The organism is Meiothermus sp., from assembly GCF_025056915.1.
In the GTDB taxonomy this organism is placed as follows: domain Bacteria; phylum Deinococcota; class Deinococci; order Deinococcales; family Thermaceae; genus Meiothermus.
On sequence record NZ_JANWVH010000012.1, the window covers coordinates 23,360 to 47,460 of the forward strand.

Annotated in this window: 22 protein-coding genes and 2 tRNA genes; 14 read left to right on the top strand and 10 right to left on the bottom strand. The window is 64.8% G+C overall.

Annotation, left to right across the window (positions count from 1 at the left end):
* Positions 1-34 precede the first annotated feature (34 nt).
* The 7 genes from NZN28_RS03505 to NZN28_RS03535 all read left to right on the top strand — a co-directional run bounded on the left by NZN28_RS03505 (position 35) and on the right by NZN28_RS03535 (position 7,548).
* A complete protein-coding gene (locus NZN28_RS03505) occupies positions 35-691 on the top strand; it encodes a response regulator transcription factor (protein WP_295395389.1) in 657 nt (218 codons plus the stop codon).
* 168 nt (positions 692-859) lie between these two features.
* The gene (locus NZN28_RS03510) at positions 860-1,894 is read left to right on the top strand and encodes a M20/M25/M40 family metallo-hydrolase (RefSeq protein WP_295395390.1); all 1,035 of its coding nucleotides are present in this window, start codon (positions 860-862) and stop codon (positions 1,892-1,894) included.
* Positions 1,895-1,944: 50 nt separating this feature from the next.
* Positions 1,945-2,145 carry a hypothetical protein gene (locus NZN28_RS03515; protein ID WP_295395391.1) on the top strand — a complete coding sequence of 67 codons (201 nt, stop codon included), beginning with the start codon at positions 1,945-1,947 and terminating at the stop codon, positions 2,143-2,145.
* A 180-nt stretch (positions 2,146-2,325) separates the two neighbouring features.
* The gene (locus NZN28_RS03520) at positions 2,326-3,159 is read left to right on the top strand and encodes a hypothetical protein (RefSeq protein ID WP_295395392.1); all 834 of its coding nucleotides are present in this window, start codon (positions 2,326-2,328) and stop codon (positions 3,157-3,159) included.
* A gap of 140 nt (positions 3,160-3,299) precedes the next feature.
* On the top strand, positions 3,300-5,015 hold the full coding sequence (locus NZN28_RS03525; RefSeq protein ID WP_295395393.1) for an ABC transporter ATP-binding protein: 1,716 nt from the start codon (positions 3,300-3,302) through the stop codon (positions 5,013-5,015).
* A 52-nt stretch (positions 5,016-5,067) separates the two neighbouring features.
* A complete protein-coding gene (locus tag NZN28_RS03530; RefSeq protein ID WP_295395394.1) occupies positions 5,068-6,957 on the top strand; it encodes an ABC transporter ATP-binding protein in 1,890 nt (629 codons plus the stop codon).
* 135 nt (positions 6,958-7,092) lie between these two features.
* Positions 7,093-7,548 carry an isoprenylcysteine carboxylmethyltransferase family protein gene (locus NZN28_RS03535; protein WP_295395395.1) on the top strand — a complete coding sequence of 152 codons (456 nt, stop codon included), beginning with the start codon at positions 7,093-7,095 and terminating at the stop codon, positions 7,546-7,548.
* Here the strand turns inward: NZN28_RS03535 and NZN28_RS03540 are convergent.
* From NZN28_RS03540 to NZN28_RS03555, 4 genes are all read right to left on the bottom strand, one after another.
* Complete coding sequence (locus NZN28_RS03540) at positions 7,545-8,201, bottom strand: HAD family phosphatase (RefSeq protein WP_295395396.1); 657 nt, start codon at positions 8,199-8,201, stop codon at positions 7,545-7,547. The genes NZN28_RS03535 and NZN28_RS03540 overlap by 4 nt on opposite strands.
* Positions 8,176-9,276, bottom strand: coding sequence for a sugar MFS transporter (locus NZN28_RS03545; protein ID WP_295395397.1), 1,101 nt, complete (start codon positions 9,274-9,276; stop codon positions 8,176-8,178). Before NZN28_RS03545 ends, NZN28_RS03540 begins: the two co-directional genes overlap by 26 nt.
* 91 nt (positions 9,277-9,367) lie before the next feature.
* Positions 9,368-9,442, bottom strand: a tRNA-Glu gene (locus NZN28_RS03550).
* 50 nt (positions 9,443-9,492) lie between these two features.
* Positions 9,493-9,566: transfer RNA gene (locus NZN28_RS03555), tRNA-Gln, on the bottom strand.
* A gap of 128 nt (positions 9,567-9,694) precedes the next feature.
* Here NZN28_RS03555 and NZN28_RS03560 point away from each other — a divergent pair.
* From NZN28_RS03560 to NZN28_RS03590, 7 genes are all read left to right on the top strand, one after another.
* Complete coding sequence (locus tag NZN28_RS03560; RefSeq protein WP_295395398.1) at positions 9,695-10,330, top strand: hypothetical protein; 636 nt, start codon at positions 9,695-9,697, stop codon at positions 10,328-10,330.
* A gap of 13 nt (positions 10,331-10,343) precedes the next feature.
* Positions 10,344-12,221: a hypothetical protein gene (locus NZN28_RS03565; RefSeq protein WP_295395399.1), complete on the top strand. Its 1,878-nt coding sequence runs from the start codon at positions 10,344-10,346 to the stop codon at positions 12,219-12,221.
* A 567-nt stretch (positions 12,222-12,788) separates the two neighbouring features.
* Entirely contained in the window at positions 12,789-13,550 is a 762-nt protein-coding gene (locus tag NZN28_RS03570; RefSeq protein WP_295395400.1) for a sugar phosphate isomerase/epimerase, read from the top strand.
* 210 nt (positions 13,551-13,760) lie between these two features.
* Positions 13,761-14,516 (top strand): cytochrome c, encoded by a 756-nt coding sequence (locus tag NZN28_RS03575; RefSeq protein ID WP_295395401.1) that lies wholly within the window; start codon positions 13,761-13,763, stop codon positions 14,514-14,516.
* Between the two features lie 14 nt (positions 14,517-14,530).
* Positions 14,531-15,022 carry a cytochrome C gene (locus NZN28_RS03580; RefSeq protein WP_295395402.1) on the top strand — a complete coding sequence of 164 codons (492 nt, stop codon included), beginning with the start codon at positions 14,531-14,533 and terminating at the stop codon, positions 15,020-15,022.
* 26 nt (positions 15,023-15,048) lie between these two features.
* Positions 15,049-15,693 carry a Rieske 2Fe-2S domain-containing protein gene (locus NZN28_RS03585; RefSeq protein WP_295395403.1) on the top strand — a complete coding sequence of 215 codons (645 nt, stop codon included), beginning with the start codon at positions 15,049-15,051 and terminating at the stop codon, positions 15,691-15,693.
* 9 nt (positions 15,694-15,702) lie between these two features.
* On the top strand, positions 15,703-16,992 hold the full coding sequence (locus NZN28_RS03590) for a cytochrome bc complex cytochrome b subunit (protein ID WP_295395404.1): 1,290 nt from the start codon (positions 15,703-15,705) through the stop codon (positions 16,990-16,992).
* A gap of 345 nt (positions 16,993-17,337) precedes the next feature.
* Here the strand turns inward: NZN28_RS03590 and NZN28_RS03595 are convergent, their stop codons facing one another.
* The 6 genes from NZN28_RS03595 to NZN28_RS03620 all read right to left on the bottom strand — a co-directional run.
* Positions 17,338-18,699 (bottom strand): aspartate aminotransferase family protein, encoded by a 1,362-nt coding sequence (locus NZN28_RS03595; protein WP_295395405.1) that lies wholly within the window; start codon positions 18,697-18,699, stop codon positions 17,338-17,340.
* A gap of 87 nt (positions 18,700-18,786) precedes the next feature.
* Positions 18,787-20,355, bottom strand: coding sequence for an amidohydrolase (locus tag NZN28_RS03600; RefSeq protein ID WP_295395406.1), 1,569 nt, complete (start codon positions 20,353-20,355; stop codon positions 18,787-18,789).
* Entirely contained in the window at positions 20,352-21,017 is a 666-nt protein-coding gene (locus tag NZN28_RS03605; RefSeq protein WP_295395407.1) for a GNAT family N-acetyltransferase, read from the bottom strand. Before NZN28_RS03605 ends, NZN28_RS03600 begins: the two co-directional genes overlap by 4 nt.
* 8 nt (positions 21,018-21,025) lie before the next feature.
* Entirely contained in the window at positions 21,026-22,051 is a 1,026-nt protein-coding gene (locus tag NZN28_RS03610) for a spermidine/putrescine ABC transporter substrate-binding protein (protein WP_295395408.1), read from the bottom strand.
* Between the two features lie 42 nt (positions 22,052-22,093).
* Positions 22,094-23,062, bottom strand: coding sequence for a threonine/serine dehydratase (locus NZN28_RS03615; protein WP_295395409.1), 969 nt, complete (start codon positions 23,060-23,062; stop codon positions 22,094-22,096).
* A 56-nt stretch (positions 23,063-23,118) separates the two neighbouring features.
* Positions 23,119-24,101 (bottom strand): aminotransferase class III-fold pyridoxal phosphate-dependent enzyme (locus tag NZN28_RS03620; protein WP_295395410.1); only part of this gene is annotated, 983 nt, incomplete at its 5' end.

The following is a 24,101-nucleotide window of genomic DNA, read 5'->3' on the forward strand; positions in this document are numbered from 1 at the left end:
GCCGGTGTCAGCCTTCTGTGTACAATACACTCTAATGATTCGCATCCTGCTCGCCGACGACCACGCCCTCTTTCGACAGGGTCTCAAGAGCCTTCTGGAGGCCGAGCCCGACTTCAAGGTGATGGGCGAGGCCAAGGATGGGCGCGAGGCCCTGCGCCATGCCCTCGAGGCCCACCCCGACATCATCCTGATGGACATTCAGATGCCCGGCCTCGACGGGGTGCAGGCCACCCAGGAAATCCTCAAGGAGTGGCCCCAGGCCAAAGTGATTATGCTGACCATGTACCGCCAGGACGGCTACGTGTTCGAGGCGGTCAAGGCCGGAGCGCGGGGCTATATGCTCAAAGATGCCGACGCCAAGGAACTGCTGGAGGCCATCCGGCGGGTGTACCAGGGCGAGGTTCTGCTCGATGCCGAGATGGCCGAGCAGATCATCCAGGACTTCAAGGCCAAGCAGGAGACCACGCCCAAAGCGCACACCGAGCTCTCGGAGCGGGAGGTGCAAATTTTACGCCTGGTGGCCCAGGGCTATACCAACCTCGAGATTGCCACCGAACTTTCGCTCTCCGAAAAAACCGTGCGCAACCGCCTGTCCGACATCTTCCAGAAACTGCACCTGAACAACCGCACCCAAGCCGCCCTGTACGCCCTGCGCGAGGGTCTGGCGGAAAAGGGCGATGAGCAGGTGTAGCCGAAATCCCTAGCCCGGTGGTTGGAGGCTGCCGGAGGCCCGGCGCTGCCCACGACACCGGCTTCCTAGCCTGCGGCATCGGACCTTCGATGGCCCCCTTGCATCTGGTGCGTTGAGGGTAACGCTCCCACTGCACCCCGAGCACCAAGCCTGTATCATCAAAACCCGATGAGCGAACCTGCGACCAAGGCCACCCTCGACCCTGTGCTGCTGCTGGGGGAGATTGCCGAAATTGGCGGCGACCAAGCCCGCGGGGCCTGGGTCGCCCGACGGCTACGCGCCCAGGGGCTGGAGCCCCAGACCGACGAACAAGGCAATGTGTGGGCCGGGCAGGGTTCCACGCTGGTGGTGGCCCATCTGGACACCGTGCTGACCCCAACCACCCTGCGACGGGAGCAAAACCGCTGGTATGGCCCGGCGGTGGGCGACAACTCGTCGGGGGTGGCGGTCTTGATGGCCCTGGCCGATGAACTGGTGGCCCTGGGCTGTACGGTGGCGTTTAGTGTGGGCGAGGAGGGGCTGGGCAACCTGCGGGGGGCCCGGCAGCTGGTCAAGCACCGGCGGCCCCAGCAGATGATTGCGGTGGACGGCTACCTGCCCGGCGTGGTGAGCCGCTCGGCGGGTTCCTACCGGATGCGGGCCCGCCTGAGCGGGCCGGGCGGCCATGCCTGGGGCGACCGCGAGGCCCCCTCGCCGGTGCCCGCCCTGGGGCAAGCCCTGGCCCAGATGTATGCCCTCGAGCGCCCCAGCCAGACCAGCCTGAACGTGGGCCGGCTGTGGGGCGGCGAGGCCATCAACGCCATTCCGCAGGAGGTGGGCTTCGAACTCGACCTGCGGGCCCTGGATGCCTCGGTGTTGACCCAGAAATCCGCCCAGGTCAAGGAAATTTTGATGGAGGCGGCCCGACGCTTCAATGTCCGGCTGGAGTTGGAGGTGCTGGGCGAGCGTCCGGCGGGCAGCACGGCCACCCCGGCCATGCTGGAGGCGGCCCGAAACGCCCTGGCCGAGGTGGGCCTCGAGGCCCAGTTCACCGCTGGCTCCACCGATGCCTCGGCGGGGGTGGAGGCGGGCATCCCGGCCATCACCCTGAGCGTTTACCGGGGCGGCGGGGCCCACACCCCCGAGGAATGGGTCGAGCCCGAGTCGCTGCGCCTGGGCGTCCGCGCCCTGCGTAGCTTCGTGCGGCAGCTCGCCAAAACATAACGGTTTTGTAACGACGGCCCTGCTACCCTTGGGCCCATACGGGGGTGGCTATGCCGAGAACCAAAACCTATCTGTTGCAACTCTGGCACGACTCGTCCGGCCTGTGGGCGGTACTCAAGGACGAGGCGCTGGGACAGCTCTACCAGTTTGAGAGCCTCGAGGCTCTCACCGAGTTCCTGTCGAAGCTCGAGGACGGGCCGCCCCCCGAGCCGCCCGAAGAAGCCAGGCACCTTGTGCCGGGCCTGGAGTAGCCAGACCACCCTTTATCGCGCCCTTCACAGACGTGGCCGCCTGGATAGGCGGCCACTGTTCTGTCCAGGACAACGCTTTCTCGAAGTCGAAGGGCTCGCAGGGAGGAAGGAAAAAGGACATAAGCCCGGCTTTCCGGCAAACAGAGGGGCCGGCGGCCCAATCTGCGATAGGATGGTGCGGTGCGTGTAGGTGTTATAGATGGCTGGCTTTCCGAACGCTACCTGCCCTTCTGGGAGCCTTACCTGCGGGCGCTGGAGGTAGAGGTTGTTCATCCAGCCGAGACCTTGCTCGAACTGCCCTTTCCGGAGCCGATTGGCCGCTTGCTGAGCCAGGTTTACAGCCTTAAAAACCAGGGCGTAGACTACCTGCTGCTGCCCGATGTGCAACTGGGCCAGGAGGCCCAAAAGGGCAATCCCTCGCCCTGGCTGGTGAGTCTGGATGCAACCCTCGAAGAGCTGGTGCCGGGGCGGCCCCCGGCGCTGGTGGTTCCTGCCGAGTGCTCGCCGGAGGTGGCCGGTCTGGCGGCCCAGATTGGCCAGAACCTGACCCGCAACCCCATGCTGGCCCGGCGGGCCCTGGAGCGCACCAAGCGCCTGCTCAGCCCCTCGTTTACCGCTCCAAAACAGGCCGGAACCCGCCTGGTTGGGCTGGTGGCCCAGCCCATGCTGCTTTCCGATGCAGCCTGGCTTCAAAAGCTTCGGGCCGGGCTGGCCGAGCACGGGTTGAGCCTCTTCCTGGCCGACAAAGCCCCGGCTGAGCTGCGGCAGGAAGGGGCCTACCTGGAGCTTGGCCTGGAGCTTCCCACCGACCTCGAGGTCGCCGGTATGCACCGCTACCTCTCGAGGCTGGGGAAGGTCAGGGGGCTGTTGTACGTGCATCATGCCGACTACCTGCCCCTGCCCGCCCCGCTCCGCCGGCTGCTCCGGAAAGCCCCGCCCCCCAAACCCTGGCGCAGCACAGGTCTGGAGGCTTCTTGGGGGCAGGTCGCCGCTCTGCTTGCGCAAGACCTCTGACCTCGAGCCCCCTCCAAACTTGTAAAAGCTCACGCTTCCAAACCCTCGGGAGGAATAGAGTGGTGCAGATGGACTCCAGTCAAACAGTTGAGCCCCCCCTCAGAACTGACCAGTCAGTTTTTGGCCCCCTCAAAGCCCTGATGCCCTACCTGCGGCGCTACGGCCCGCAGTACCTCTGGGGCATGCTGGCCGGTATTGCCTCGGTGGGGGTGGCGGCCCTGTCGCCTTACTTCCTGCGCCATGCCATAGACGCCATCCGGGCTGGCGAGGCCTACCTGGTCTGGGTCTGGGCCATTGTGGGCGCGGCGGTGGCCTCGGCCATTTTTTCCTGGGCCAACCGGCAGCTCCTGGTGGTGGCCAGTCGCTACATCGAGCACGACCTGCGCATGGATTTGTTCTGGAAAGCCCTGTCGCTGGACCACTATTTTTACAGCAAGAATCGCATCGGCGACCTGATGAACAAGTTCACCACCGACCTGGGGGCGGTGCGCGAGATGCTGGGGGGCGGGATCAACATGGGCAGCCGCCTGCTGATGTTTGTGGTGTTTGCGGTGGTGTCCATGTATCTGGTCAGCGTGCCGCTGGCCCTGGCTTTGTCGGTGGTCTTCCCGGTCATTTTTGTCATCATGTACTACGTTCTGCGCCTGATTGACCTGCGCTACCGCGAAAGCCAGGAATCCTTCGACCGGATTTCCACCCGCGCCCAGGAAAACTTTTCCGGCATTCGGGTCGTCAAGGGTTTTGCCCTGGAGGAGCGCGAGCTGAAAGCTTTTCAGGCCCTCAATAAAGACTACATCGCCAAGAGCCTGGCCCTGACCCGGGTAGACGGCCCGGTGCGGGCCCTGATGGGGCTTTTGATGGGCTTCGCGGCCCTGATTGTGCTGTGGATGGGTGGTGGAATGGTCATCCGGGGTGAGATGACCGCCGGGCAGTTTGTGCAGTTCAACGCCTACCTGATGATGCTGGGCTGGCCCATCGTGGGTTTGGGCTGGACCCTGACCATCTTTCAGCGGGGTTCTACCAGCTACAAGCGCCTCGAGGAGTTCTGGCACGAGCCTGCCCGGATTACCGACCCGCCCCTCCAAGGGGAGAAACGGGTCGCCGATGGTTTCGTCCTGGGGGGGGAGGTCAAGTTTGAGGCGGTGGGCCTCGAGCTTGGGGGGCGCAAGGTGCTGGATGGCATCACCCTGACCATCCCCGAGGGCACCACCCTGGGCATCACCGGGCGCACCGGCAGTGGCAAAAGCCTTCTGGTAAGCCTGATTCCCCGCCTGCTGGACCCCACCGAAGGCGGGGTGCGCGTTGGGGGCTACGACGTGAAGGACCTGCCCCTGGCCACCCTGCGGCAGGCTGTCGGTATGGTGCCGCAGGAGCCATTTCTCTTCTCCGATACGCTGGCCGAGAACATCTGCTTTGGGCTGCCGGAGGTGAACCTCGAGCGGGCCGAGTGGGCCGCCCGCCTGGCCGGGGTGCACGACGACATCATGAGCTTTCCCAAAGGCTACCAGACCTCGCTGGGCGAACGCGGCGTCACCCTTTCGGGGGGGCAGCGCCAGCGGGTCGCCCTGGCCCGGGCCCTGGCGCTCAGGCCGCCCATCCTCATTCTCGACGACGCCATGAGCGCTGTGGACACCGAAACCGAGTCACGGATTCTTTCCGGCCTGAAAAGCGTGCTGGGCCAGCAGACCACCCTCCTGATCGGCCACCGCACCTCGACCCTGCAGTACGCCGACTGGATTGTGGTGCTGGAGCATGGCAGGATTGCCGAAGAGGGCACCCACGAGATGCTGCTGGCCACGGGAGGTATTTATGCCGAGCTGGATCGCATTCAACGCTTGCAAGCCGAGGTGGATTAGCGCTCCACAAAGCCATCAGCCGTAAGCAACCATCCATCCGCAGCGGAGCCTTATGCACGAAGAAGAAGCCTTCAAGAAGAGTTTTGATGCCCGGCTGGCCCGGCGCATTCTGGTCTATGTGCGGCCCTACTGGAAGCAGGTGGGGCTGGCCTTGCTGGCCCTGGTGGTCAGTACCCTCACCGCCGCCTCGACCCCGCTTTTCCTCAAGTACGCCATTGACAACGCCATCGTGCCGCGCGAGGCGCTCCCCCTGGCCCAGCGCTACGAGACCCTGCTCCTCATCTGCGCGCTGTTTCTGGCGGTGCGCGCGGTGGACTTCATTGCCAACTACGCCCAGACCTACTTGATTAGCTGGGTGGGGCAGCACATCCTCTACGACCTGCGCTCGGAAATCTTCGCCAAGCTCCAGCGCCTGCACCTCGGCTACTACGACCGCAACCCGGTGGGGCGCCTGATGACCCGCATCACTTCCGACGTGGATGCCATCAACCAGTTCATCACCGGCGGGCTGGTGGGCCTCATCGCCGACTTTGCCCTGATTTTGGGCCTGATGACCTTCATGCTGGTGCTGGACTGGCGGCTGGCCCTGGTGGCTTTTGCCATCATGCCGGTTTTTCTGGCCGTGACCACCTGGATTCGCAACGGAATGCGCGAGGCCTACCGGGCCATGCGCCTGCGGCTGGCCAAGGTGAATGCCTCGCTTCAGGAAAACCTGGCCGGGGTTCAGACCACCCAGCTTTTCGTGCGAGAACCCAAAAACCAGGCCCAGTTCAACCTGCTCTCGAGCGACCTGCGCCGGGCCTGGGTGGACATCATCAAGTGGTTTGCCCTGTTTTTCCCCTTAGTGGGCTTTATGGGCGAAATCACGGTGGCCCTGGTGCTGTGGTACGGGGGTGGGCAGGTGATTCAACAAGCCCTGACCCTGGGCCTGCTGGTGGCCTTCACCGATTACGTGCGCCAGCTTTTTCAGCCCCTGCAAGACCTCTCCGACAAGTTCAACATCTTCCAGGCGGCCATGGCCTCGGCGGAGCGCATTTTTGGCCTCCTGGACACCGAAGAGGAAGTGGCCGACCAGCCCGGCGCCCTGCCGGTCAAGCGCTTCCAGGGCCAGATTGACTTTGAAAACGTCTGGTTCGCCTACGGCAAGCGTGGGGAGGCCAAACCCGATGGAACGGCAGGCGTGAAAGCAGAGGGGAAGGGGCCCGGCGTGGCGGGTTCTGGCCCCTCGGAGCCTGAAGGCGACTGGGACTGGGTGCTGCGGGGGGTAAGCTTCAGGGTACGGCCTGGCGAGAAGATTGCCCTGGTGGGGGCCACCGGCGCGGGCAAGACCAGCGTGATTAGCCTGATTGCCCGTTTCTACGACGTGCAGCAGGGGGCCGTCCGGATAGATGGGGTGGATGTGCGCGACTACGCCCAGCGCGATTTGCGCCGGGCCATTGGCATCGTGCTGCAAGACCCGTTCCTGTTTAGCGGCACCATTGAGTCGAATCTGCGGCTGGGAGACGATGGCATCCCCTCCGAACGCATCCGCGAGGTCTGCGCCTTCGTGGGCGCCGATGCGTTTATCGAGCGGCTGCCCCAGGGCTACCAGACCGTGTTGCACGAGCGGGGGGGCGGCCTTTCTACCGGGCAGAAGCAACTGCTGGCCCTGGCCCGGGCCATCCTGCACAACCCCGACATTTTGCTGATTCTGGACGAGGCCACCGCCAATGTGGACTCCGAGACCGAGCAGAAGATTCAGGCGGCCCTGGAGCGGGTGATGGAGGGGCGCACCTCCATCGTGATTGCCCACCGCCTCTCCACCATTCGCCACGTGGACCGAATTCTGGTCTTCCGCAAGGGCAAGCTGCTGGAGCAGGGCAGCCACGAGGAGCTTTTGCAAAAGGGCGGCTACTACGCCAAGCTGTACGAGCTTCAATACGTGCACGGAAGCGGCGACTGAGGGCTACAAATCCCCGCTGACAAGCGCACAACGCTTTAGCGCGCGAGGCGAGTTGGTTCACTTGTACAAATGGTGGAGCGCCAGAGCGGCTCTCCGGCGGCATCAGAGGTGCCACGACCAGGGTATCCTGTTTTCATGCGCTTCGGCGCGCGGGGCGAGTGGTATGTGGTGGGGCAGTTTGGCCTGCTGGGCCTGCTGGGGCTGGCCCTGTGGCTTACGCCTGCCTCGAGCCCGCCCTGGCTGGGGGGGCTGGGGCGGGGGCTGGCCTGGGTGGGCCTGGGCCTTTTGCTGCTGGCGGCCTGGCAGCTCGGGCGCAACCTGACCGCAATGCCCCAGCCCAGGCCGGGGGGGTATCTGGTACGGGAGGGGCTTTACCGACTGGTGCGCCATCCCATCTACTGCGGGCTGCTGCTGTGGGCCATCGGGAGCAGCTTAGCCCACCTCAACCCCTGGACGCTGTTCCTGAGCGGGTTGCTCTTTGCCTTGCTGGACCGCAAGGCCGCGCTCGAGGAGCGTTTCTTGGCCAGCCGTTACCCCGAGTACAAAGACTACCAGCGCCGGGTCAAAAAGCTGATTCCCTGGGTTTATTAGGGCCCGGCTGGGTCGTGGCCCTCGAGCCAGGCCCACAGGTGCTCGTCGGTAAAGTCGGCGATGTGCAGGAAGGCCCCGGCCAGGGCTTCGGGCCGGTGCCCGGTGGTAAGGGCCACCGTGCGGAGGCCGGCCCCCACCGCGGCCCGCACCCCCGAGGGGGAGTCCTCGAAGGCCAGGGCCGCCTCCGGGCCGAGGCCCAGTTGGGCCAGCGCCGTGCGGTAGGGCAGCGGGTCGGGCTTCCCGGCGGGCAGTTCCTCGGAGAGCACCACCAGGTCGAACTCCAGCCCAAGCCGCTCGAGCATGAAGCGGGCATTCGCCCTCGGCGCATTGCTGACCAGCGCCCTTCGCAAACCCCGGCTTTGAGCCCAGACCCACAGCTTTCGCAGCCCCGGCAACGGCTTTACCCCGGCGGCCAGCTCGCGGAAACGGGCCTCTTTTTGCGCTAAAAACAGCTCGCCCTCGGCCTCGGAGAGCCAGGGCAGCACCCGCCGCACAATCTCGGGGTTGAGGCCCCCGCTGATCTGGGTCTGGTAGAAATGGTGGTCGGCCCGGAGGCCATGCTGCGCCAGGCCCTCGAGCCAGGCCTGTTCGTGCAGGCGGTCGGTGTCGGCCAGGGTGCCGTCCAGGTCAAATAGAAGGGCTTTGAGCCTCACTTTTTCTCCAAAGCAGGTAGGTCGTGCCGGCCATCCAGCCCGCCACCAGAAGCATACCCAGGGCCAGGGCCTCCCGGGGCACCAGGGCAAAGGCCGCCGGAATCAGGTTGCCCCCTACCGCCGCCGCGTAGAACAAAAAGGCCAGTCCGGCGTAGCCGATGTGCCGTTCGGTGAAAGCGTAGAGGGTGGGAAAGGTGGGGGCCACCAGGAAGCCCACCAGCGGAAAGAGCCAGGCCAGCGGCGGCGCCAGGTAGCACAGCGCGACCAGCGACGCTCCCAGGTGCAGCCCGGCCAGCCGGGCCAGCGGATGGGCTGCAATGAAGTCGGCCAAGAGCCAGCGCCCCAGCGTGAGCCCCACCCAGTACAAGGAGAGCAGCAGCCCCACCAGACGGGCATCGTAGCCCAGGTGGCGCAAGTACAGGCCGGAGAAGCTCGAGACCACCAGCTCCACCGCCACATACGCCACCACCGCCAGAAGCACAAAGGGAAGCAGTCGGGAAGGCCCCTTTGTCCGGCGGGCCCGCGAGCGGGCGGGAGGGGCCGGCGCTTCCCACAGAAGCACCGCCGCCCCCAGGGCCACCACCGCCAGCACCGCGTAGCCCGCACGCCAGGGCAACCAGACCATGAGCAAAGGGGCCAGCACCGCCCCCACCCCAAACGCCGCATTGATGCGGTTGAGCAGGGCCATCTGGCCCTGGGGATACAGTTCCAGCGGCAGGGCGTTGCAGTGGAAGTTGACCACCGCAACCCCCAGCCCCAGCCACAAAGCGGCCACAAACACCCCGCCCACCTGAGGGGTGGTGGCAATCAGCAGCAGCCCCAGCCCCTCTGCGGCCAGGGCCAACGAGAGCCAGGGGTGGCGAAAGCGCATCCGGCTGCTCAGGAAGATGCCCAGCAAGGCTCCCACAAAAAACAGGTTGAAATACCAGGCCAGCTCGCGGCTCACCCCAAACTCGGCCTGCCACTGGGGGATGACCGCCCCCACGCCCGCGCCAATGGCTCCGGTCATAAACAGGCCCAGCGCACTCCCCAGGGTCAGGCGAGAACGTTCCGATGGATGTAGAGGTTGACTCATAAAAAGGGTGAAACCCCCCAGGCTGCTGGCCATGCACCTTCGCGATTAGCGCCCTCAAAGACAAAACCCCCGGCCCAGACCGGGGGCTTGCTGGTGACCCCAAGGGGATTCGAACCCCTGCCGCCGCCTTGAAAGGGCGGTGACCTAACCGCTAGTCGATGGGGCCGGATTGGGTTTACCTCGAGGTGCTGCCAAAGCAGACCTTCGAGATAAATCTGGCTGGGGCACGTGGATTCGAACCACGATTGACGGAGCCAGAATCCGTAGTCCTGCCGTTAGACGATGCCCCAAAGGACGAAGCCTGATCAAGCAGGCAACGGGTATGGTACTAGATGACCCTGGTTTTGACAAGGGCTTCACTATAATCTTCCTCAGGCCAAATGGGGTTCGGCCCCCCAAAACCCCCTGGAGGGCATAGTTGAACGACATAGAGCGGAAAATAATCGAGGCCCTGTCGCAGGTGGTCTCGCCTATGGCTGCCCACAACCTGCTCAAGCGGGCCCTGCGGGGCCAGTCGCCCGACTTGCTGGGGCCCCGCAGCTGGGTAGAGCTGATTGAGGGGTCTTTGCAACGGGAGCTGATGGGCGTTCTTCCGGTGAGCGGCCTGACGCCCGGCCTGCAAAAGCTGGTTCGACAGCTCAGGGCCCAGACCCCTCCCACCGAGGGGGTGCGCGACCCCACCCGGCCCACCCTCGAGACCACCGACCTGACCGAGTACGTGGCTCTGGAACGCAAGCAAGACCGCGAGGCCCTGGTGCTGGAGCTGGCCCGGGGGGAGGGGGTGCTGGCGGTGGTGCTGGATTCTGCCCATGGTCGAGAAGCGCGGCTGGGCGCGTATGCTGACGGCCTGGTGGATCTGCTGAACACCGTGCATCGGTTACTTGACCGCAAGGGGAGCTACCGGGTGTTTTACACTGTGTTCAGCGAAGCTCAGCTGGTGCTGCGCCCACTGGACCGAGGCTACCTGGCTGTGCTCACCCGCAACGAGACCAATCTGGGGCAACTGCTGTACCGAATGAGCAAGATTGAGGCCATCCAGGTGGTGGAGCGTTAGGAGGTTATAGACGATGAAGCGTTGGTTTGCCATAGCCGCTCTGTGGAGCGTGGCCTGGGCCGCCCCGGCCATCACCTTGTACGACCAGCTCGCGCCCACGCTGGATCAGGTGCGTTCGCTGCAAAGCAGCAACCCCGCACGGGCTCTGGAGCTACTAACCAAAGCCGAAGACGATTTCCGCAAGGGGGCGGGCGATCTAGCCCCGGTGCTGCGCGATGGGGTGCAGCAGTCGCTGGCCGATGCCCGTCAGGCCCTGGCCCGCCGCAGCAACGCCGACCTCGAGGCCCGCATCCAGATCATCAAGGCCATTATGGGCAAGGCCCTCTACGACAACTATTTCAGCGCCCTGGCGGCAGGCAACAGCGCCGACGCCAGCCGTCTGTTGCCCAAGGTGCTCTCGGCCAGCGGGCTGCCCAGCAGCCTGCAGGCCCAGGCCCAGACCCTGGCCGCCGCCAACAACCTGGACGGCCTGCGGCGCCTGTTTGAGCGCACCTACGCCCAGGGCATCACCAACGCCCTCCAGCGGGCCCAGGCCCAGACCAGCGCGGTGCAGGCCTACCTCGAGGCCACCCGGGCCTATGCCCTCTACCTGATCGTCCAGGACTCGCCCCGGGCCCGGGGCCTCACCGCCAAGGGGTTCGTGGATGCGCTGGGCAAGCTCTCCAGCGGCAACCTGAACGGCTTCAAAACCGATGTGCAGGGGCTGGTGGCCCAGGCCCAGAACTTTCTTAAAGCGGCCTCGGCTCCCCAAAGCCAGCGGCGAAGTACCCCTCCCACCACTGCCCAGAACCCCCCCGCCTCTGGGGGGGTTCGCCTACAGGCCCCCCGCACCCCTCCGGCCCCCAAGGAGGCAGCCCCGGCCAGAGCCGCCGCAGCCCAGCCTGCGGCCCGCCCCGTTGCTCCGGCTGTGCCCAGACCGGCCCCTGCGGCCCGCCCTGTTCAGACCGCAGCCCCCCAGCCCCCCAACGACGCCTACCAGCAGTTGCTGGGCGACCTGCGCTTCTTGATCAAGGATAGCCGCAAGGTTGAACAGGTCGCCGACAGCCTCTCGGGGGCGGGCATCTACAGCATTGACGACTGGAAGCGGGCCTTGCTCGAGGTGCGGGGGCGCTTGCTGGAGGCCCAGGCCCAGGCCGAAACCGGCCAGAGCGACGCAGCCCGCCGCACCCTGGCCCAGGTCAACGCCCGCTACAAGGTGGCCGTCCAACCTGTTGTGGAAGCCCTGCGGCCCGAGCTGGCGCGCCGCACCAGTCGGGTGCTGGCCCAGGCCGAGAACGCAGTGGGCCTGCGCACCAGCGACTTTACGGTGCTCTCGGGGGAGCTGCTCGAGAACGGACTGGCCCTGGAGGGCCAAAGCCTGGGCACCTTCCACGACGTACAGGTCTGGCTGCTGCAAACCATCCTGGGCATCCCCAGGGCCTTTTTGTTCATCCTGGCGGGGATGCTGGCCTTCTTTCCGCTTTACCTGCTGACCCTCACCTTCGGGGGGCGCAATATATACTGGCGCTTCCTGGGGCTGGCCTTCTTTTTCCTGCTGCTGCCAGCCATGATGGAAGGGCTCTCCTACATTGGTTCGATTCTGTCCGACTCGCGCTACGGGCGGCTGCCTTTCCTGGGCGTCCTCACCAACCTCTCCATTCAGCAAAACCTGGTGGCCCAGTTGTTCTGGGGGCTCACAGTCTTTCTGGTGATTATTTTCGCCACCATTGGCCTGCGCGGCATTGCGGCGCAGTTTGGACTGCTGCAAAACCAGCGCATCCCCCTGCGGCGCACCCGCAACCCCACCCTGCCCCAGAGCGCAGCCGCGGCCACTGCCGGTGCAAGCGCCGCGGCCAAACCCAACCCTGGCCTGACCAGCGAGACCATTGTGGAGTGGGACGAGGAGTTCTGAAATCCGGGTCACACGCCCTCAACCAGCAACCGCCTGTCGTGCATCCACCCCCACCCCTCACCGGTTCTGTGCCATATGAGGGCGGCTCATAAGTCAGGCTATTGATGGCATTTTCCCTGCTCGACTGTCCAGAATGTTTTTGTGGTGGGCGTTTCGGGCGCATTTTTCTGCCGGGTTCCAGGGCGAATGGGGTGTTCATCTTCAGGTGAGGCGGGGCGCAGGGGTTGGGGGCGGGTGTAGACCCACCACCGGCCTCAGGCCCTCACCCTAACCTTGTGTACAAAGTTGTTTGTATGCCTACTTGCACAGAAGCGCACCCAGCAGGCTGGCCATCGGTCTATGCCCCAATCCCAGGAAGCGATTTAGTGCCCAAGGATTCAAACGGGCTTCCCTCAACCCGGGGGGCTCTCTGGATGGGCGGCCACGTCTGTGAAGAGCGCAATATGCAGGTTTGAACCGCCGACCCAAACCAGCGAATGTCCAACATCCTTTGTGAGGCACCGTCCATCACTGGCCACGTAACGCGCCCTCTTCGACTTTTGCGCGGTATAATCCACCCACTTTTTTATGAAACTTGGCTTCAGTCCCCTGACCGCCGGCCTGGACTACCGCCGGTCCTTTGACCTGGCCGCAGAGCTAGGGCTTTTTCTGGAAATTGCCTACGACCAGCACGAGATGGATCCCCGGCTGCCGGGACCCCGGGCGCTGGCCGAGATGGGCCGGGCCGCCGGGGTCGGCTTCAGCCTGCATCTGCCTTTTGTAGACTGGAACATTGCCTCGCTGGTGCCGCCGGTGCAGCGGCTCTCCCTCGAGCGCACCCAGCGGGCCATTCAGTTCGGGGCCGAAATCGGAGCGGAATGTGGGGTGCTGCACACCGGCCTGATTCCGCTGCGGTGGCCCGAGGCAGTGGCCCATGCCCATCAGCAAGTGCAAGAGGCGCTGGGGCAACTGGAGCTGGCCATCCCGGTAGCCCTGGAAAACCTTGGCCTGAGCAGATCCGATTTGCTGGAAACGCCAGCCGAGCTGGTGAGTCTGCTCGAGGCCCATCCCCAGTACGGGTTCTGCCTGGACGTGGGCCACGCCCTGATTCAGCGCGGCCCCGGTGGCGCACAGGAATACCACCGTCTGCTGGGCAGCCGCCTGATTCACCTTCACCTGCACGATAACCAGGGCAGCCGGGACGAGCACCTGCCCTGTGGCCTGGGGAAGGTGGACTGGGCCTGGGTGCGGGCGGTGCTAAAGGGGTTCACGGGAACGGTGGCCCTCGAGGTCACGGGTGGGGCAGAGGGTGTGCGCCAGAGCGTAGCCCTGCTGCGCGGAGAAGCGTAAAGCCGGTTGCCAGCAGCGGCTTTTCTAAAATAAATCCAGGCAATCGCCGATCCACACAATCTTTTTACTGTTGCAATCGAGGCCAGGGACATTTGCCCTTATTGAAAATTTCTACTATTCACCCAGAGGGGCACGGCGCCCCTATTTTCTGGTAGTCTTGGGGACAGTGCCCAGACCCCCCAAGCAGGTCTGGCGAGGAGGAATCGAGCAATGCCGATTGAGCGTATCGAAGTCTATCTGGATGGTGGCACCGAGCCTGTGCAGGTGCTCACCCAACCCCCTTTCAAAGTTACCTACGACACCCGTTCGTTGAGCGACGGGGAGCATCAGCTACGGATTGTCACCCATTACACCAACGGGGCTAAAGAGGTAAAAGAAGTACCCTTCAAGGTTGCCAATACCCCAGGCGTGCTGTTGCAGGGCCTCGAGGAGGGCAAGGAGGTCTCGGGCACCCTGGACGTGACCCTGCGGGTGGCCGACCCCGAGATTAAGCCCACGCGGGAGCGTTTCCCTGGGTTGGGAGCCGCCATTGCCACTGCGGCCATCCTGGGTGGGGTCTGGCTGTTCTTTGCCGCTACCGGCGTGACCAACAAGGCCCTCGAGGAGGTCGCCAAGCCCCCCGCAACCAAGGAAGCCGGGGCCCACGGAGGCGACCACGGGGGCCCGGTGGCCGCGGTAGATGCGGCCCTCAAAGCCAAGGGAGAAACCATCTATGCGGCCAGTTGTGCAGGCTGCCATCAGCCTACCGGCAAGGGTTTGCCGGGGGTCTTCCCGGCCCTGGACGGCAGCAAGAATGTGGCCGATAAGGCTTACACCATCAACATCCTGCTCAAGGGCAAGGGAGGGATGCCTGCTTTTGCCCAGCTCTCCGACGAAGAGCTGGCCGCCGTGGCGACCTACGTCAAGAACAGCTGGAGCAACAAATTCGGCGGCGTGACACCCGACGAGTTCAAAGCGGCTCGCTAAACCCCGGGGGTTATATGTACCGGAATGACACTGTAGTGCCCTACTTCGCCCTGGTTTTTTCGGCGGCGCTGTTCTTGATGGCCTACCTCAACAACCAGATGCGGGTCGTGCACGAGGCCGGGGCCGTACCCCATCTTACGGTGGGCAACATCGGGCTGATTGCGTTTGCGGTTGTTCTGTTCACCTACGGGTTCATTGGGCTCCTGAGCAACTGGCTCGAGGGCTCCGAACTGCACCCGGGCAAGCACCAACCCGAGCCCAGCAGCCTGCCCATGGTGGCGGGGGTGGTTCTTTCTATATTGCTGGTGGTGCTCTCGGGCTTCTTCGTGCGGTCGCTGGTTTTTGCCAACAACCCCGAAATCGGTTACTACAACGCCTCCACCCTGCAAGCTGGGGTTTTTGGTGCGATGATGCTGATTCTGGCAGTCTTGATCGCCATCTACAAAAAATTCTTCATGGAAGAGGAGATTCTGGCTGAGGACGAGAAGGGCGACTTTCCCTGGTAGCGTTCTCAGCCCTTAGGAGCTAGACCATGGCAGAACACGAAGCCACCGCTCATCACCACGAGCACCACCCCGAAGACCCACAGGTTCATGCCACCCGCCGGGCCGTGTTGCAGGCCGCCATCGGTGTAAGTGCGGGTGCAGCCGTGCTTTCCACGCTGTGGGTGGGGGCAGGCCTGGTGCCGCGTGAGGAAAAGATCCCCAGCAAAGAACCTGTGGCCGCGGGCGACACCCTGGTCTTTGCGACCGGCCCCAAGGCCGATCAAGAGATCACCCTGGAAGACCTGAAGGCCGCCCAGGGCGAGCGAATCCCGTTCATCATCGCTTTCCCCAAGAGCCCTGAAAACGTAGTCAAGAAAGACCTGATCACCAACACCCTTATGGTCATCCTGGCCGACCCGGCCAAAATGAGCCCCGAAACCAAACAGCACGCCTCACCGGAAGGGGTGCTGGCCTACTCGGCGGTGTGCAAGCACCTCGGCTGCACCGTGAGCCAGTGGCAAAATGATACCTGGCTGTGCCCCTGCCACGGTGGCCGGTACGACATCTACAACCAGGCCAAGGTAGTCGGTGGCCCCGTACCCGCGCCCGTTCCTCAGCTCCCCGTGAAGGTCGAGGGCGGCAAAGTGGTGGTGGCGGGCGAGTTCCTGGGCAAGCCTGGGGCCGATGTCTAGGGAGGATTTATGTATCAGTGGTTGGACGACCGATTGGCTATTGGAAAGCTTTACGCCAAGGCTTTCCGCAAGGCCTTCCCGGTGCATCACTCGTTCTTTTTGGGCGAGATTACCCTCTTCTCCTTTGTCACCCTGGTGCTCACCGGCATTTTCCTGACCCTCAACTACGAGCCTTCCATCCGCCCGGTTTCGGGTTCGCTCTCCGGTGGACAGGAAGTGCCGGCTGCTTACTACTCGATTCTGTACATTGACTCGCTTCCCTTCGGCGCAGTTATACGCTCGCTGCACCACTGGGCCGCCCACATCATGATTGCCGCGGCCTTCTTGCACATGCTGCGCATTCACCTGACCGGGGCCTACAAAAACCCCCGCGAGCTGAACTGGATTGTGGGGGTCTTTTTGCTGGTGCTCTCCATCGTTACAGCTTTCACCGGCTATGCCCTGCCCTTCGACAACTATGCCCTCACCGCCACCAAAATTGGCTACGAGATTGGGGCCGCAGCCCCCTGGGTGGGCAAGCTTTTGTCCGACATTCTCTTTGCCGGTGAGCTTTCCCCCACCAATACCCAGACCATCCCCCGGCTTTTCCCCATCCACGTGCTGTGGCTGCCCCTGGCCCTGATTGGGCTGATCGGGGCCCACCTGGCCATCATGATCAAGCAGAAGCACACCCAGCCCAAGTACGCCGAAAAGGTTGCGCCGGGCAAAATTGTGGGGGTGCCGCTCTTTCCCCAGCAAGCGGCCATGATGGGCATTCTGTTCCTGGTTTACATCGCCGTAACCACCTTCATCGCCGGCGCTTTCCTGGCCCACCCGGTGCAGGCCTTTGGCCCGCCCACCGCCAACACCCCGCCGGTCAAGCCCGACTGGTACTTCATGTGGATTTACGGGATTTTGCAGATTATCCCGGCCAACTGGCGTTTTGAGTTCCTGGGGGCCACCTTTGGCCCGCAGTTCTGGGGGGGTATTCTGGTGCCCACCATCATCATTCTGGGGGCACTGGCGATTCCCTTCCTGGACTACTCCAAGGAGAAGCAGCGCTACCTCGAGCTCCCCAGCCAGCACCCCTTCCGTACCAGCTTTGTGATCGGGATGCTGATGTTTTACATCATGAGCACCCTGGCCGGATACAAGGTAGACCTGGGCCTCTCCAATGCCCTCTTGTGGGTCCTGGTCTTCATTGTGCCCGTCATCACCGGGGTGGTTGCCTTCGTCATCCTGAAAGCGGTCTACGGCAAGGACTGGAACCAGGAGGTCGAGGTCAAGTTCATTGGCAAAGGCTCTGCCGCCGACGATTGAGAAACCCCATCTCGACCCAAGCACCCCCACCGGGGGTGCTTTTTTTGTGCGACCGGTTGGCCCTCTGCTTGAATACCGTGCAGGCTACAGAAGATTGAGCGCTCTTCACATGTTTAGAGCCACTCGATATAAGAAAGCGTTGCCCTGGACAGAACAGTGGCCGGATAGGCGGCCACGTCTGTGAAGGGCGCGATAAGGCAGCACAAGGGCTTGGAGGTAGGGGACAGGCGTTTGGAAACCCGCCCGACCAACCACTCCCACCCTATTTGAGCCTGTATGCCTGTTTGCTGTTCTCGGCTTGGCCACAAACCCAGGGTGGGGAAGAGGCGGGCGCCCCCGGCAAATCTAGGCCGACAGAAGGGCCTGCACCGCTTCTTCGAAGACCTCGGTGTGCCGCCGAACCTGCTCGGGGGTGGTTTCGGGCGAGATGAGGGTCATGTTGTGGAAGGGGGTGAGCAGGATGCCCCGGTTCAGCATAAACAGGTGAATGAAGGGGTCGAGGTCGGGGTCCTGGCCGGCCAGGGCCTCGGAGCCGTTTTGGGCCGGGTTGGGGCGGAAGAGGTACTCCACCCGGCAGCCGACCCGGGTCACATGCCAGGGCAGGCGGTACTGTTCCATCACGCCCCGCACCTCGGCCTCGAGCTGCTCCCCCAGGGCAATCATGCGGGCATAGGCTTCCTCGGTCAGGACGTGCTCGAGGGTGGCCCGCATGGCCGCCAGCGAGAGGGCGTTGGCGGCCAGGGTGCCCCCGATGCCCCCGGTATCGGCGTAGGGGGGCTGGATTACGCTTTGCGCCTTCCGCCCCACCTCCTCGGTAAAGCCGTAGGCCGCGCTGGGAATGCCGCTGCCCAGAGGCTTGCCCACCGTCAAGAGGTCGGGCTCCAGACCGTGCGCCTTGGTGTAGCCCCCCGGCCCCGCCGAGAGGGTGTGGGTTTCGTCCAAAATCAGCAGGGTGCCATAGCGGCGGGTCAGTTCGCGCAGGGCGGTGTGGTAGCCCGGCTGAGGCTGCACGATGCCCACGTTGGTCATCACCGGCTCGGCCAGCACCGCGGCCACATCGCCGGGGCGCAGGGCTTCCTCCAGGGCCTCCACATCGTTCCACTCCACCACCTTGGTGGTCAGGGTGGGGTCTACCTGGGGCCCGATGTTGCCGGGGCGGCTGGCGGGCTTTCCATCCACCAGCCAGGCGTAGGCCTCGTCCACCGTGCCGTGGTAGCAGCCGTGGAAGACCAGCACCTTGGGCCTGCCGGTGATGGCCCGCGCCAGCCGGAGCGAAAAGCGGTTGGCGTCGGTGGCCGAGAGGGCAAACTGCCAGTATTTGAGGCCAAAGCGCCGCTGGAGTTCTTCAGCCACCCAGAAGGCGTTTTCCGAGGGCAGCATGGTGGTGATGCCCCTGTGGAGCTGCTTGATGATGCCCGGCAGGGCCGCCTCGGGCGAGTGGCCGGTCATGGCCCCGGTGTCGCCCAGGCACAGGTCTATGTACTCGAGCCCGTCCACATCGCGGAAGGTGGCACCTTTGGCCTCGGCCACAAACAGGGGGAAGCCCCCCGGCCAGCGGGTCATCCAGTGCATGGGCACCCCGGCCAGAAGCGAGTTCTGGGCGCGGTGGTAGAGCGCCAGCGACCGGGGGTGGCGCTCGGCGAACAGCTGCTGCTCCGAGCGCATCAGGGCTTTGACTTTGCTGCGGTCAATGGCCGTAGAGGTCATGGTTTCTCTCCCAACTTGTCAGAATTATAGGGTTGGCCTTTCCGGCAGCCCGGGGATGGCTTTGGCTAGCGCATTCTGGCCGCCTGCTCACGGGGCGGGAGGGACTCGGTTCGAGGGCGAGTCCGCGAGACCCCCGAGTAGCGTGCTGTGAACCGATAGGCTGTAGGGCTCGCTCAAATCCCCCTGCAAAACCACGAAGTCGGCCCACCGGCCCACCTCCAGACTGCCCCGGTTGTCCTCGTCGCCCTGGGCGATGGCCCCGCCCACCGTGTAGGCCCAGAGGGCCTGCGCCAGATTGACCTGGTTGCCTGGGCACAAAGGCTCCAGGAGCGCCGCCTGCAAGCCGTCTAAGGGCGCCACCTGCCGCACCACCGGCCCGTCCGAGGAGAAGGCCACCGTAAGGCCCGCCTCGAATAGGGCCCGCAGGTTGAAGCAGCGGCAGAGCCACTCCTCGGGCACGTAGCGCTCGTAGTTGGCCCGCAACTCGCGCAAAAACACCGGCTGGGGCACCGCGATAATGCCAAGCTCGCGGGCCTTGGCCAGGTGTTCGGGGCCGGCCAGCCCGAAGTGCTCGAGGCGGTGCCGGGGGCCGGGCGCAGCCTGGTATAGCCGCTCGTAGACCCGCAGAACCTGATCCAAAGCCCGGTCGCCGATGGCGTGGGTGCCGATGCGGAAGCCGGCCCGGTGGGCCTCCAGGGCCAGGGAGAAAAGCTCCTCCTCCTCGAAGCGCAGGAGGCCGTACTGGGGGGGCTTTAGGGTTCTGTACGGCCTGGAAATGGCGGCGGTGGCCCCCGAGAGCCCCCCATCGGCAAAGAACTTCACCGAGTCGCAGCGCAGGTGGGCTGAAAGGTGTTTCTCGGGTAGGGGGAAGGTCTCGGTGCCCCCGTCCGGGCGGCGGATGTAGAGCAGGTTGACCCGGATGGGCAGTTCGCCGCGCTCGTCCAGGGCTTTGTAGGCCGCGTACAGCGGGGGGTCTACGGCGGGGTCGGTGGCGCTGGTGAGGCCCAGCGAGCGCAGGTACTCGCAGCCCGCTTTCACCCAGGCCTCGTACTGGGCCTGGCTGGGCTCGCCCATGGCCTTGAAGGCCAGTCCGTAGGCGCTCTCGTAGAGGAGGCCCTTCTCAAAGTCAATCTCGCCCCCGGCCACCCGGGTTTCCGGGGTGATGCCGGCAAGCTTGAGGGCCTGCGAGTTCACCGCGTGGATGTGGGCGCAGGTGCGGGTGAGGAGCACCGGGTTCTGGGGGGCCAGCGTATCCAGCGCGGCCTTGGAGGGCATGGCCTTCTCGGCCAGCAGGGCCTCGTTCCAGCCGCGCCCCCACAGCCACTCACCGGGCTTCAAGGCCCTGGCCCGCGCCTGTACCTGGCGGTAGAGTTCGGCCAGGCTCTCCACCCCGCGCAGGTCGAGCAGGGAGGTGCGGAGCTGCCCCACCTTCCAGATGTGAATGTGGGCGTCGTTGAAGCCGGGGAGCAGGAGGCGCCCTTCCAGATTAACCCGTTGGGTGCCCGGCGGGGCCAGCGGCTCGAGGTCAGAGAGTCGGCCCACCGCGGCAATGCGGCCCTCCCGGACGAGGAGGGCCTCGAGGCGCTCGAGGCGGTAGGCCCCCGCCTGCCGCTTGGGGTTCAGGATCGAACCGCCGTAGAAGAGTAGGTTGCTCATGGGTTATTTTCCTTCAGTTCCGGGTTGCGCCAGACGATAAACACCCCGTAGTTGCCACAGCTGGGGTCGTCGAGGTAGTCGGGGATAATCCCCCAGACGCAGTAGCCCCGCCTGAGCTGGATGGACAGCACCGGGTCGAACATCTCCCCCCGCACCACCCGCGCCACGTACTGCTCAATGTAAAGGTCGCGCTGGTAGGGGGCGTAGCCCTTGGGCATGGCCCCGGCCACGTGCCCTTTCAGGCCCAGGCGCTTTACCAGCTCCTGCCTGGTGGTGTAGAGCAGGGTGGAAAGCCCCAGGCCCCGGTACTCGGGGTGTACGCCGATGTCGGCCCCGTAAAGCCAGTCGCCCTGGGGGTCGTGGGTGGAGAGCCAGTTGTGGCCCACCGCCTCCATGTAGCGGTGCTGGAAGTGATGGAGGTTCAGGCGGGTGCGGAAGTCGGTGGAGCAGGCCACCACCCGGCCCGTCCCGCGCTCCACCACCGCGTGCTGGCCCTGCGGGAACACCCGCATATGGGCCCGGTAATGCTCGGCGGTGATGAGCTCTTCCCTCGAGAGCGAGGGAAAGGAGGCCCGCTGGATGGCCTCCAAAGCCTCGGCCATCCAGGGCTCGGACTGCACCACCGCAAAGCGCCGGTCGCTGCTCAGCAAAAGTTCGCGCATAGAAAGCTCTAGCGGCTCTTGACCTGGGTCCAGGCCTCGTCCAGGATGCGGTTGTTGCGGCCCTGGTCGAGGATGAACTCGAGCACCCGCATCTGCGTCTCGCTGGGCCAGATGGCCGGGTTTTTGAGCAGGGCGGGCTTGAGGAGCTTTTTGGCCGCCGCGTTGGGGGTGGCCGACTGCTGGTACTCGGCCAGGCGGGCCCCGATGCGGGCGTCCAGGATAAAGTTGATGAACCGGTGGGCGGCCTCGGGGTTGGGGGCGCGGGCCGGAATGGCCATGCTGTCTATGAAGAGCGTGCTCCCCTCCTTAGGGATGGTGAAGCCATAGCGGGGGTTGCCCTCGGCCACCCGCAGGGCGTCCTGGTTGTAGACCACCACCGCCACGGCCTGGTTGGCCAGCAGCAGCTTGGTGGCCGAGACCCCGCCCTGGAAGCCCTTGAAGTTGCGGCTCCGCTTGGCGGTTAGCATCGCATCTATAACCTTTTTGACCTGGGCCGGGTCGGTGCTGTTCACCGAGAAGCCCAGATAGCGCAGGCCGATGCCCAGCATCTCGCGGGGGGAATCCATAAAGGTAAAAGCCCCTTTCTGCGCCCTGGGGTCGAAGAGCACGCTCCAGGAGGCGGGCGGCGTCTGGAACACGTCGGTGCGGTACATGAGGCCCACCGTGCCCCAGAGGTAGCCCGCGGTGTAGCGGTTGCCGGGGTCGTAGGGGGGGTTGGTGAACTTGGGGTCCAGGTTTTTAAGGTTGGGGAGCTTGCTTTTGTCCAAAGGTTGCAGGAGGTTCAGCTTGATCAGCACCGGCACGATGAAGTCGGAGGGCACCACCAGGTCGAACTGGCTCACCCCTCCGGCCTGGAGCTTGGCCTGCATCTCCTCGTTGGACTCGTAGTAGGTGATGCGCACCTTGAGGCCGGTCTCCTTTTCAAAGTCGCGGACGATGCTGGGGTCTATGTAATCGGTCCAGGTGTAGAGGTTTAGGGTGCCCTGGGCCCAGGCCAGCCCCAAAGCCGCCGCCAGTATCAGAAGGATTCGCATGGTTGGCTCCTTTTTGCCGTCAAGATAACCTTACAAACCGCCCTACGGCAAGATTTTTCGCAGGGTCTGCAGGCTTATGTTGGCCCCGCAGATCACCACCCCGACGCTTTGCCCCCGGTAACGCTCGGCCTGCTGCAAGAAGCCGGCCAGCGCAACCCCCGCAGCCCCTTCCAGAAGCTGGTGCTGCACCTCCAAAAAAAGCTGCATGGCACGCCGGATTTCCGCCTCGCTGACCGTAACCCAGTGGTCCACCCAGCGCCGGCAAAGCTCAAAGGTGATGGCGCCCGGCTCCACCCCGCCCGCGCTCCCGTCGGAAAGGGTGGGCTTGGCCCGGATGGACACAATGCGTCCGGCCTGAATGGAGGCCCACATGGCCGCATCGTTTTCGGGCTGGCAGCCCACCACCCTGGTCTGCGGGCTGACCGACTTGAGGTACGAGGCGATGCCCGCAATCATCCCCCCGCCCCCCACCGTCACGAAGAGCGCGTCCAGGGGCTCCGGCCCCTGCCGGGCGATTTCCAGCCCGATGGTGCCCTGGCCGGCAATCACCTCCGGGTCGTTGTAGGGCGAGATGTAGGGCAGGCCGTGGGCATCGGCGTACTGACGTGCGTAAAGCTCGGTATCGTCGCCACTTTTCCCGAACACCCGCACCTCGGCTCCGTGGCGCCGGATGGCCTCGAGCTTGGTGCTGCTGGCCCCCTCCGGCACGAAGACCAGGCCCCTGCCGCCCAGCTTCTGAAGCCCGTAGGCCACCGCAGCCCCGTGGTTGCCGCTGCTGGCCGCCACCACCCCTCTTTGTAACTGTTTGGACGGGAGCAAGAGCAGCCTGTTTAGGGCCCCGCGCACCTTGAAGGAGCCGGTCGGCTGAAGGTTCTCGAGCTTCAGCCAGACCCGGGCCCCCGTGATCTGCGAAAGGGCCACCGAATCGTCCAGCGGGGTCTCGCGCAGGTGGGGTTGCAGGCGTGCGTGGGCCTGCCGGATGGCCCCGGGTAGGTCATCGAGGGGGTTCATGGGTGAGGGGCGCGCTTGATTAAGGCCTTCGGGCATCGCCCGGAATCCCGGCCCGGCTAGGCCCCGACCGCCAGGGCCCGGTAGGTCTCGCGGATGGCCCCCGCCACCACCAGAAGCGCCTCGCGGAGCATGTCTTCGGGGATGTCCAGGGCCGGCAGAAAGCGGATGCAGTTGGTGTAGAGCCCGGCCCGAATCAGAATCACGCCCCGCCTCGAGGCCAGCTTGATGGTCTCCATGGCGAACTCCTGCCAGGGTTCTTTGGTCTTGGGGTCTTTGACGAACTCGAGCACCATCATGGCCCCCACCCCGCGCACGTCGCCCAGCACCGGAATCTCGGCTTTCAGGGGCTCAAAGGTCTCGCGCACCATGCGCTCGATGTGCTGGGCCTTATCCAGAAAACCGGGCGACGTCAGTATCTTCAGGGCCTCCAGGGCCGCCACGCAGGCCAAAGGGTTGCCGCCGTAGGTGCTGCCCACCCCACCCACATGCGGGGCGTCCAGAATCTCGGCCCGGCCCGTCACGGCGCTGATGGGCATCCCGGCCCCCAGGCTCTTGGCGCTGATAATCAGGTCGGGCACCACCCCGCTGTGCTCGATGGCCCAGAGCCTGCCGGTGCGACCCGAGCCACTCTGGATTTCGTCGGCAATCATCACCGCGCCAGCCGCGTCGCAGACCTCGCGGATTTTACGCAGGAACTTGTGCGGCACGGGTATAAAGCCCCCCTCGCCGATCACCGGCTCAATCACGATGGCGGCCAGCGCCGAGGGGTCTATGTGCGCGGTGAGGGCGTTCTCGAGGTTCCAGCCGCACCAGTCCACCCACTCCTCCTCGGTCATGCCCTCGGGGGTGCGGTAAAGGTTGGGCACCGGCAGGCGGTAGACCTCGGGGGCAAAGGGGCCAAAGCCCTTCTTGAAGAGGCCCCACTTGCTGGTCATGGCCATGGTCAGGTTGGTGCGCCCGTGGTAGGCCCCCTCAAAGACGATGATTCCGGGGCGTCCGGTGTAGCGGCGGGCAAACTTGACCGCGTTTTCCACCGCCT

Coding starts and splice junctions, on each gene's coding strand:
- NZN28_RS03505 (WP_295395389.1), top strand. CDS start 35: ATGATTCGCATCCTGCTCGCCGACGACCACGCCCTCTTTCGACAGGGT.
- NZN28_RS03510 (WP_295395390.1), top strand. CDS start 860: ATGAGCGAACCTGCGACCAAGGCCACCCTCGACCCTGTGCTGCTGCTG.
- NZN28_RS03515 (WP_295395391.1), top strand. CDS start 1,945: ATGCCGAGAACCAAAACCTATCTGTTGCAACTCTGGCACGACTCGTCC.
- NZN28_RS03525 (WP_295395393.1), top strand. CDS start 3,300: ATGCCCTACCTGCGGCGCTACGGCCCGCAGTACCTCTGGGGCATGCTG.
- NZN28_RS03530 (WP_295395394.1), top strand. CDS start 5,068: ATGCACGAAGAAGAAGCCTTCAAGAAGAGTTTTGATGCCCGGCTGGCC.
- NZN28_RS03535 (WP_295395395.1), top strand. CDS start 7,093: ATGCGCTTCGGCGCGCGGGGCGAGTGGTATGTGGTGGGGCAGTTTGGC.
- NZN28_RS03545 (WP_295395397.1), bottom strand. CDS start 9,276: ATGAGTCAACCTCTACATCCATCGGAACGTTCTCGCCTGACCCTGGGG.
- NZN28_RS03565 (WP_295395399.1), top strand. CDS start 10,344: ATGAAGCGTTGGTTTGCCATAGCCGCTCTGTGGAGCGTGGCCTGGGCC.
- NZN28_RS03570 (WP_295395400.1), top strand. CDS start 12,789: ATGAAACTTGGCTTCAGTCCCCTGACCGCCGGCCTGGACTACCGCCGG.
- NZN28_RS03575 (WP_295395401.1), top strand. CDS start 13,761: ATGCCGATTGAGCGTATCGAAGTCTATCTGGATGGTGGCACCGAGCCT.
- NZN28_RS03580 (WP_295395402.1), top strand. CDS start 14,531: ATGTACCGGAATGACACTGTAGTGCCCTACTTCGCCCTGGTTTTTTCG.
- NZN28_RS03585 (WP_295395403.1), top strand. CDS start 15,049: ATGGCAGAACACGAAGCCACCGCTCATCACCACGAGCACCACCCCGAA.
- NZN28_RS03590 (WP_295395404.1), top strand. CDS start 15,703: ATGTATCAGTGGTTGGACGACCGATTGGCTATTGGAAAGCTTTACGCC.
- NZN28_RS03595 (WP_295395405.1), bottom strand. CDS start 18,699: ATGACCTCTACGGCCATTGACCGCAGCAAAGTCAAAGCCCTGATGCGC.
- NZN28_RS03600 (WP_295395406.1), bottom strand. CDS start 20,355: ATGAGCAACCTACTCTTCTACGGCGGTTCGATCCTGAACCCCAAGCGG.
- NZN28_RS03605 (WP_295395407.1), bottom strand. CDS start 21,017: ATGCGCGAACTTTTGCTGAGCAGCGACCGGCGCTTTGCGGTGGTGCAG.
- NZN28_RS03610 (WP_295395408.1), bottom strand. CDS start 22,051: ATGCGAATCCTTCTGATACTGGCGGCGGCTTTGGGGCTGGCCTGGGCC.
- NZN28_RS03615 (WP_295395409.1), bottom strand. CDS start 23,062: ATGAACCCCCTCGATGACCTACCCGGGGCCATCCGGCAGGCCCACGCA.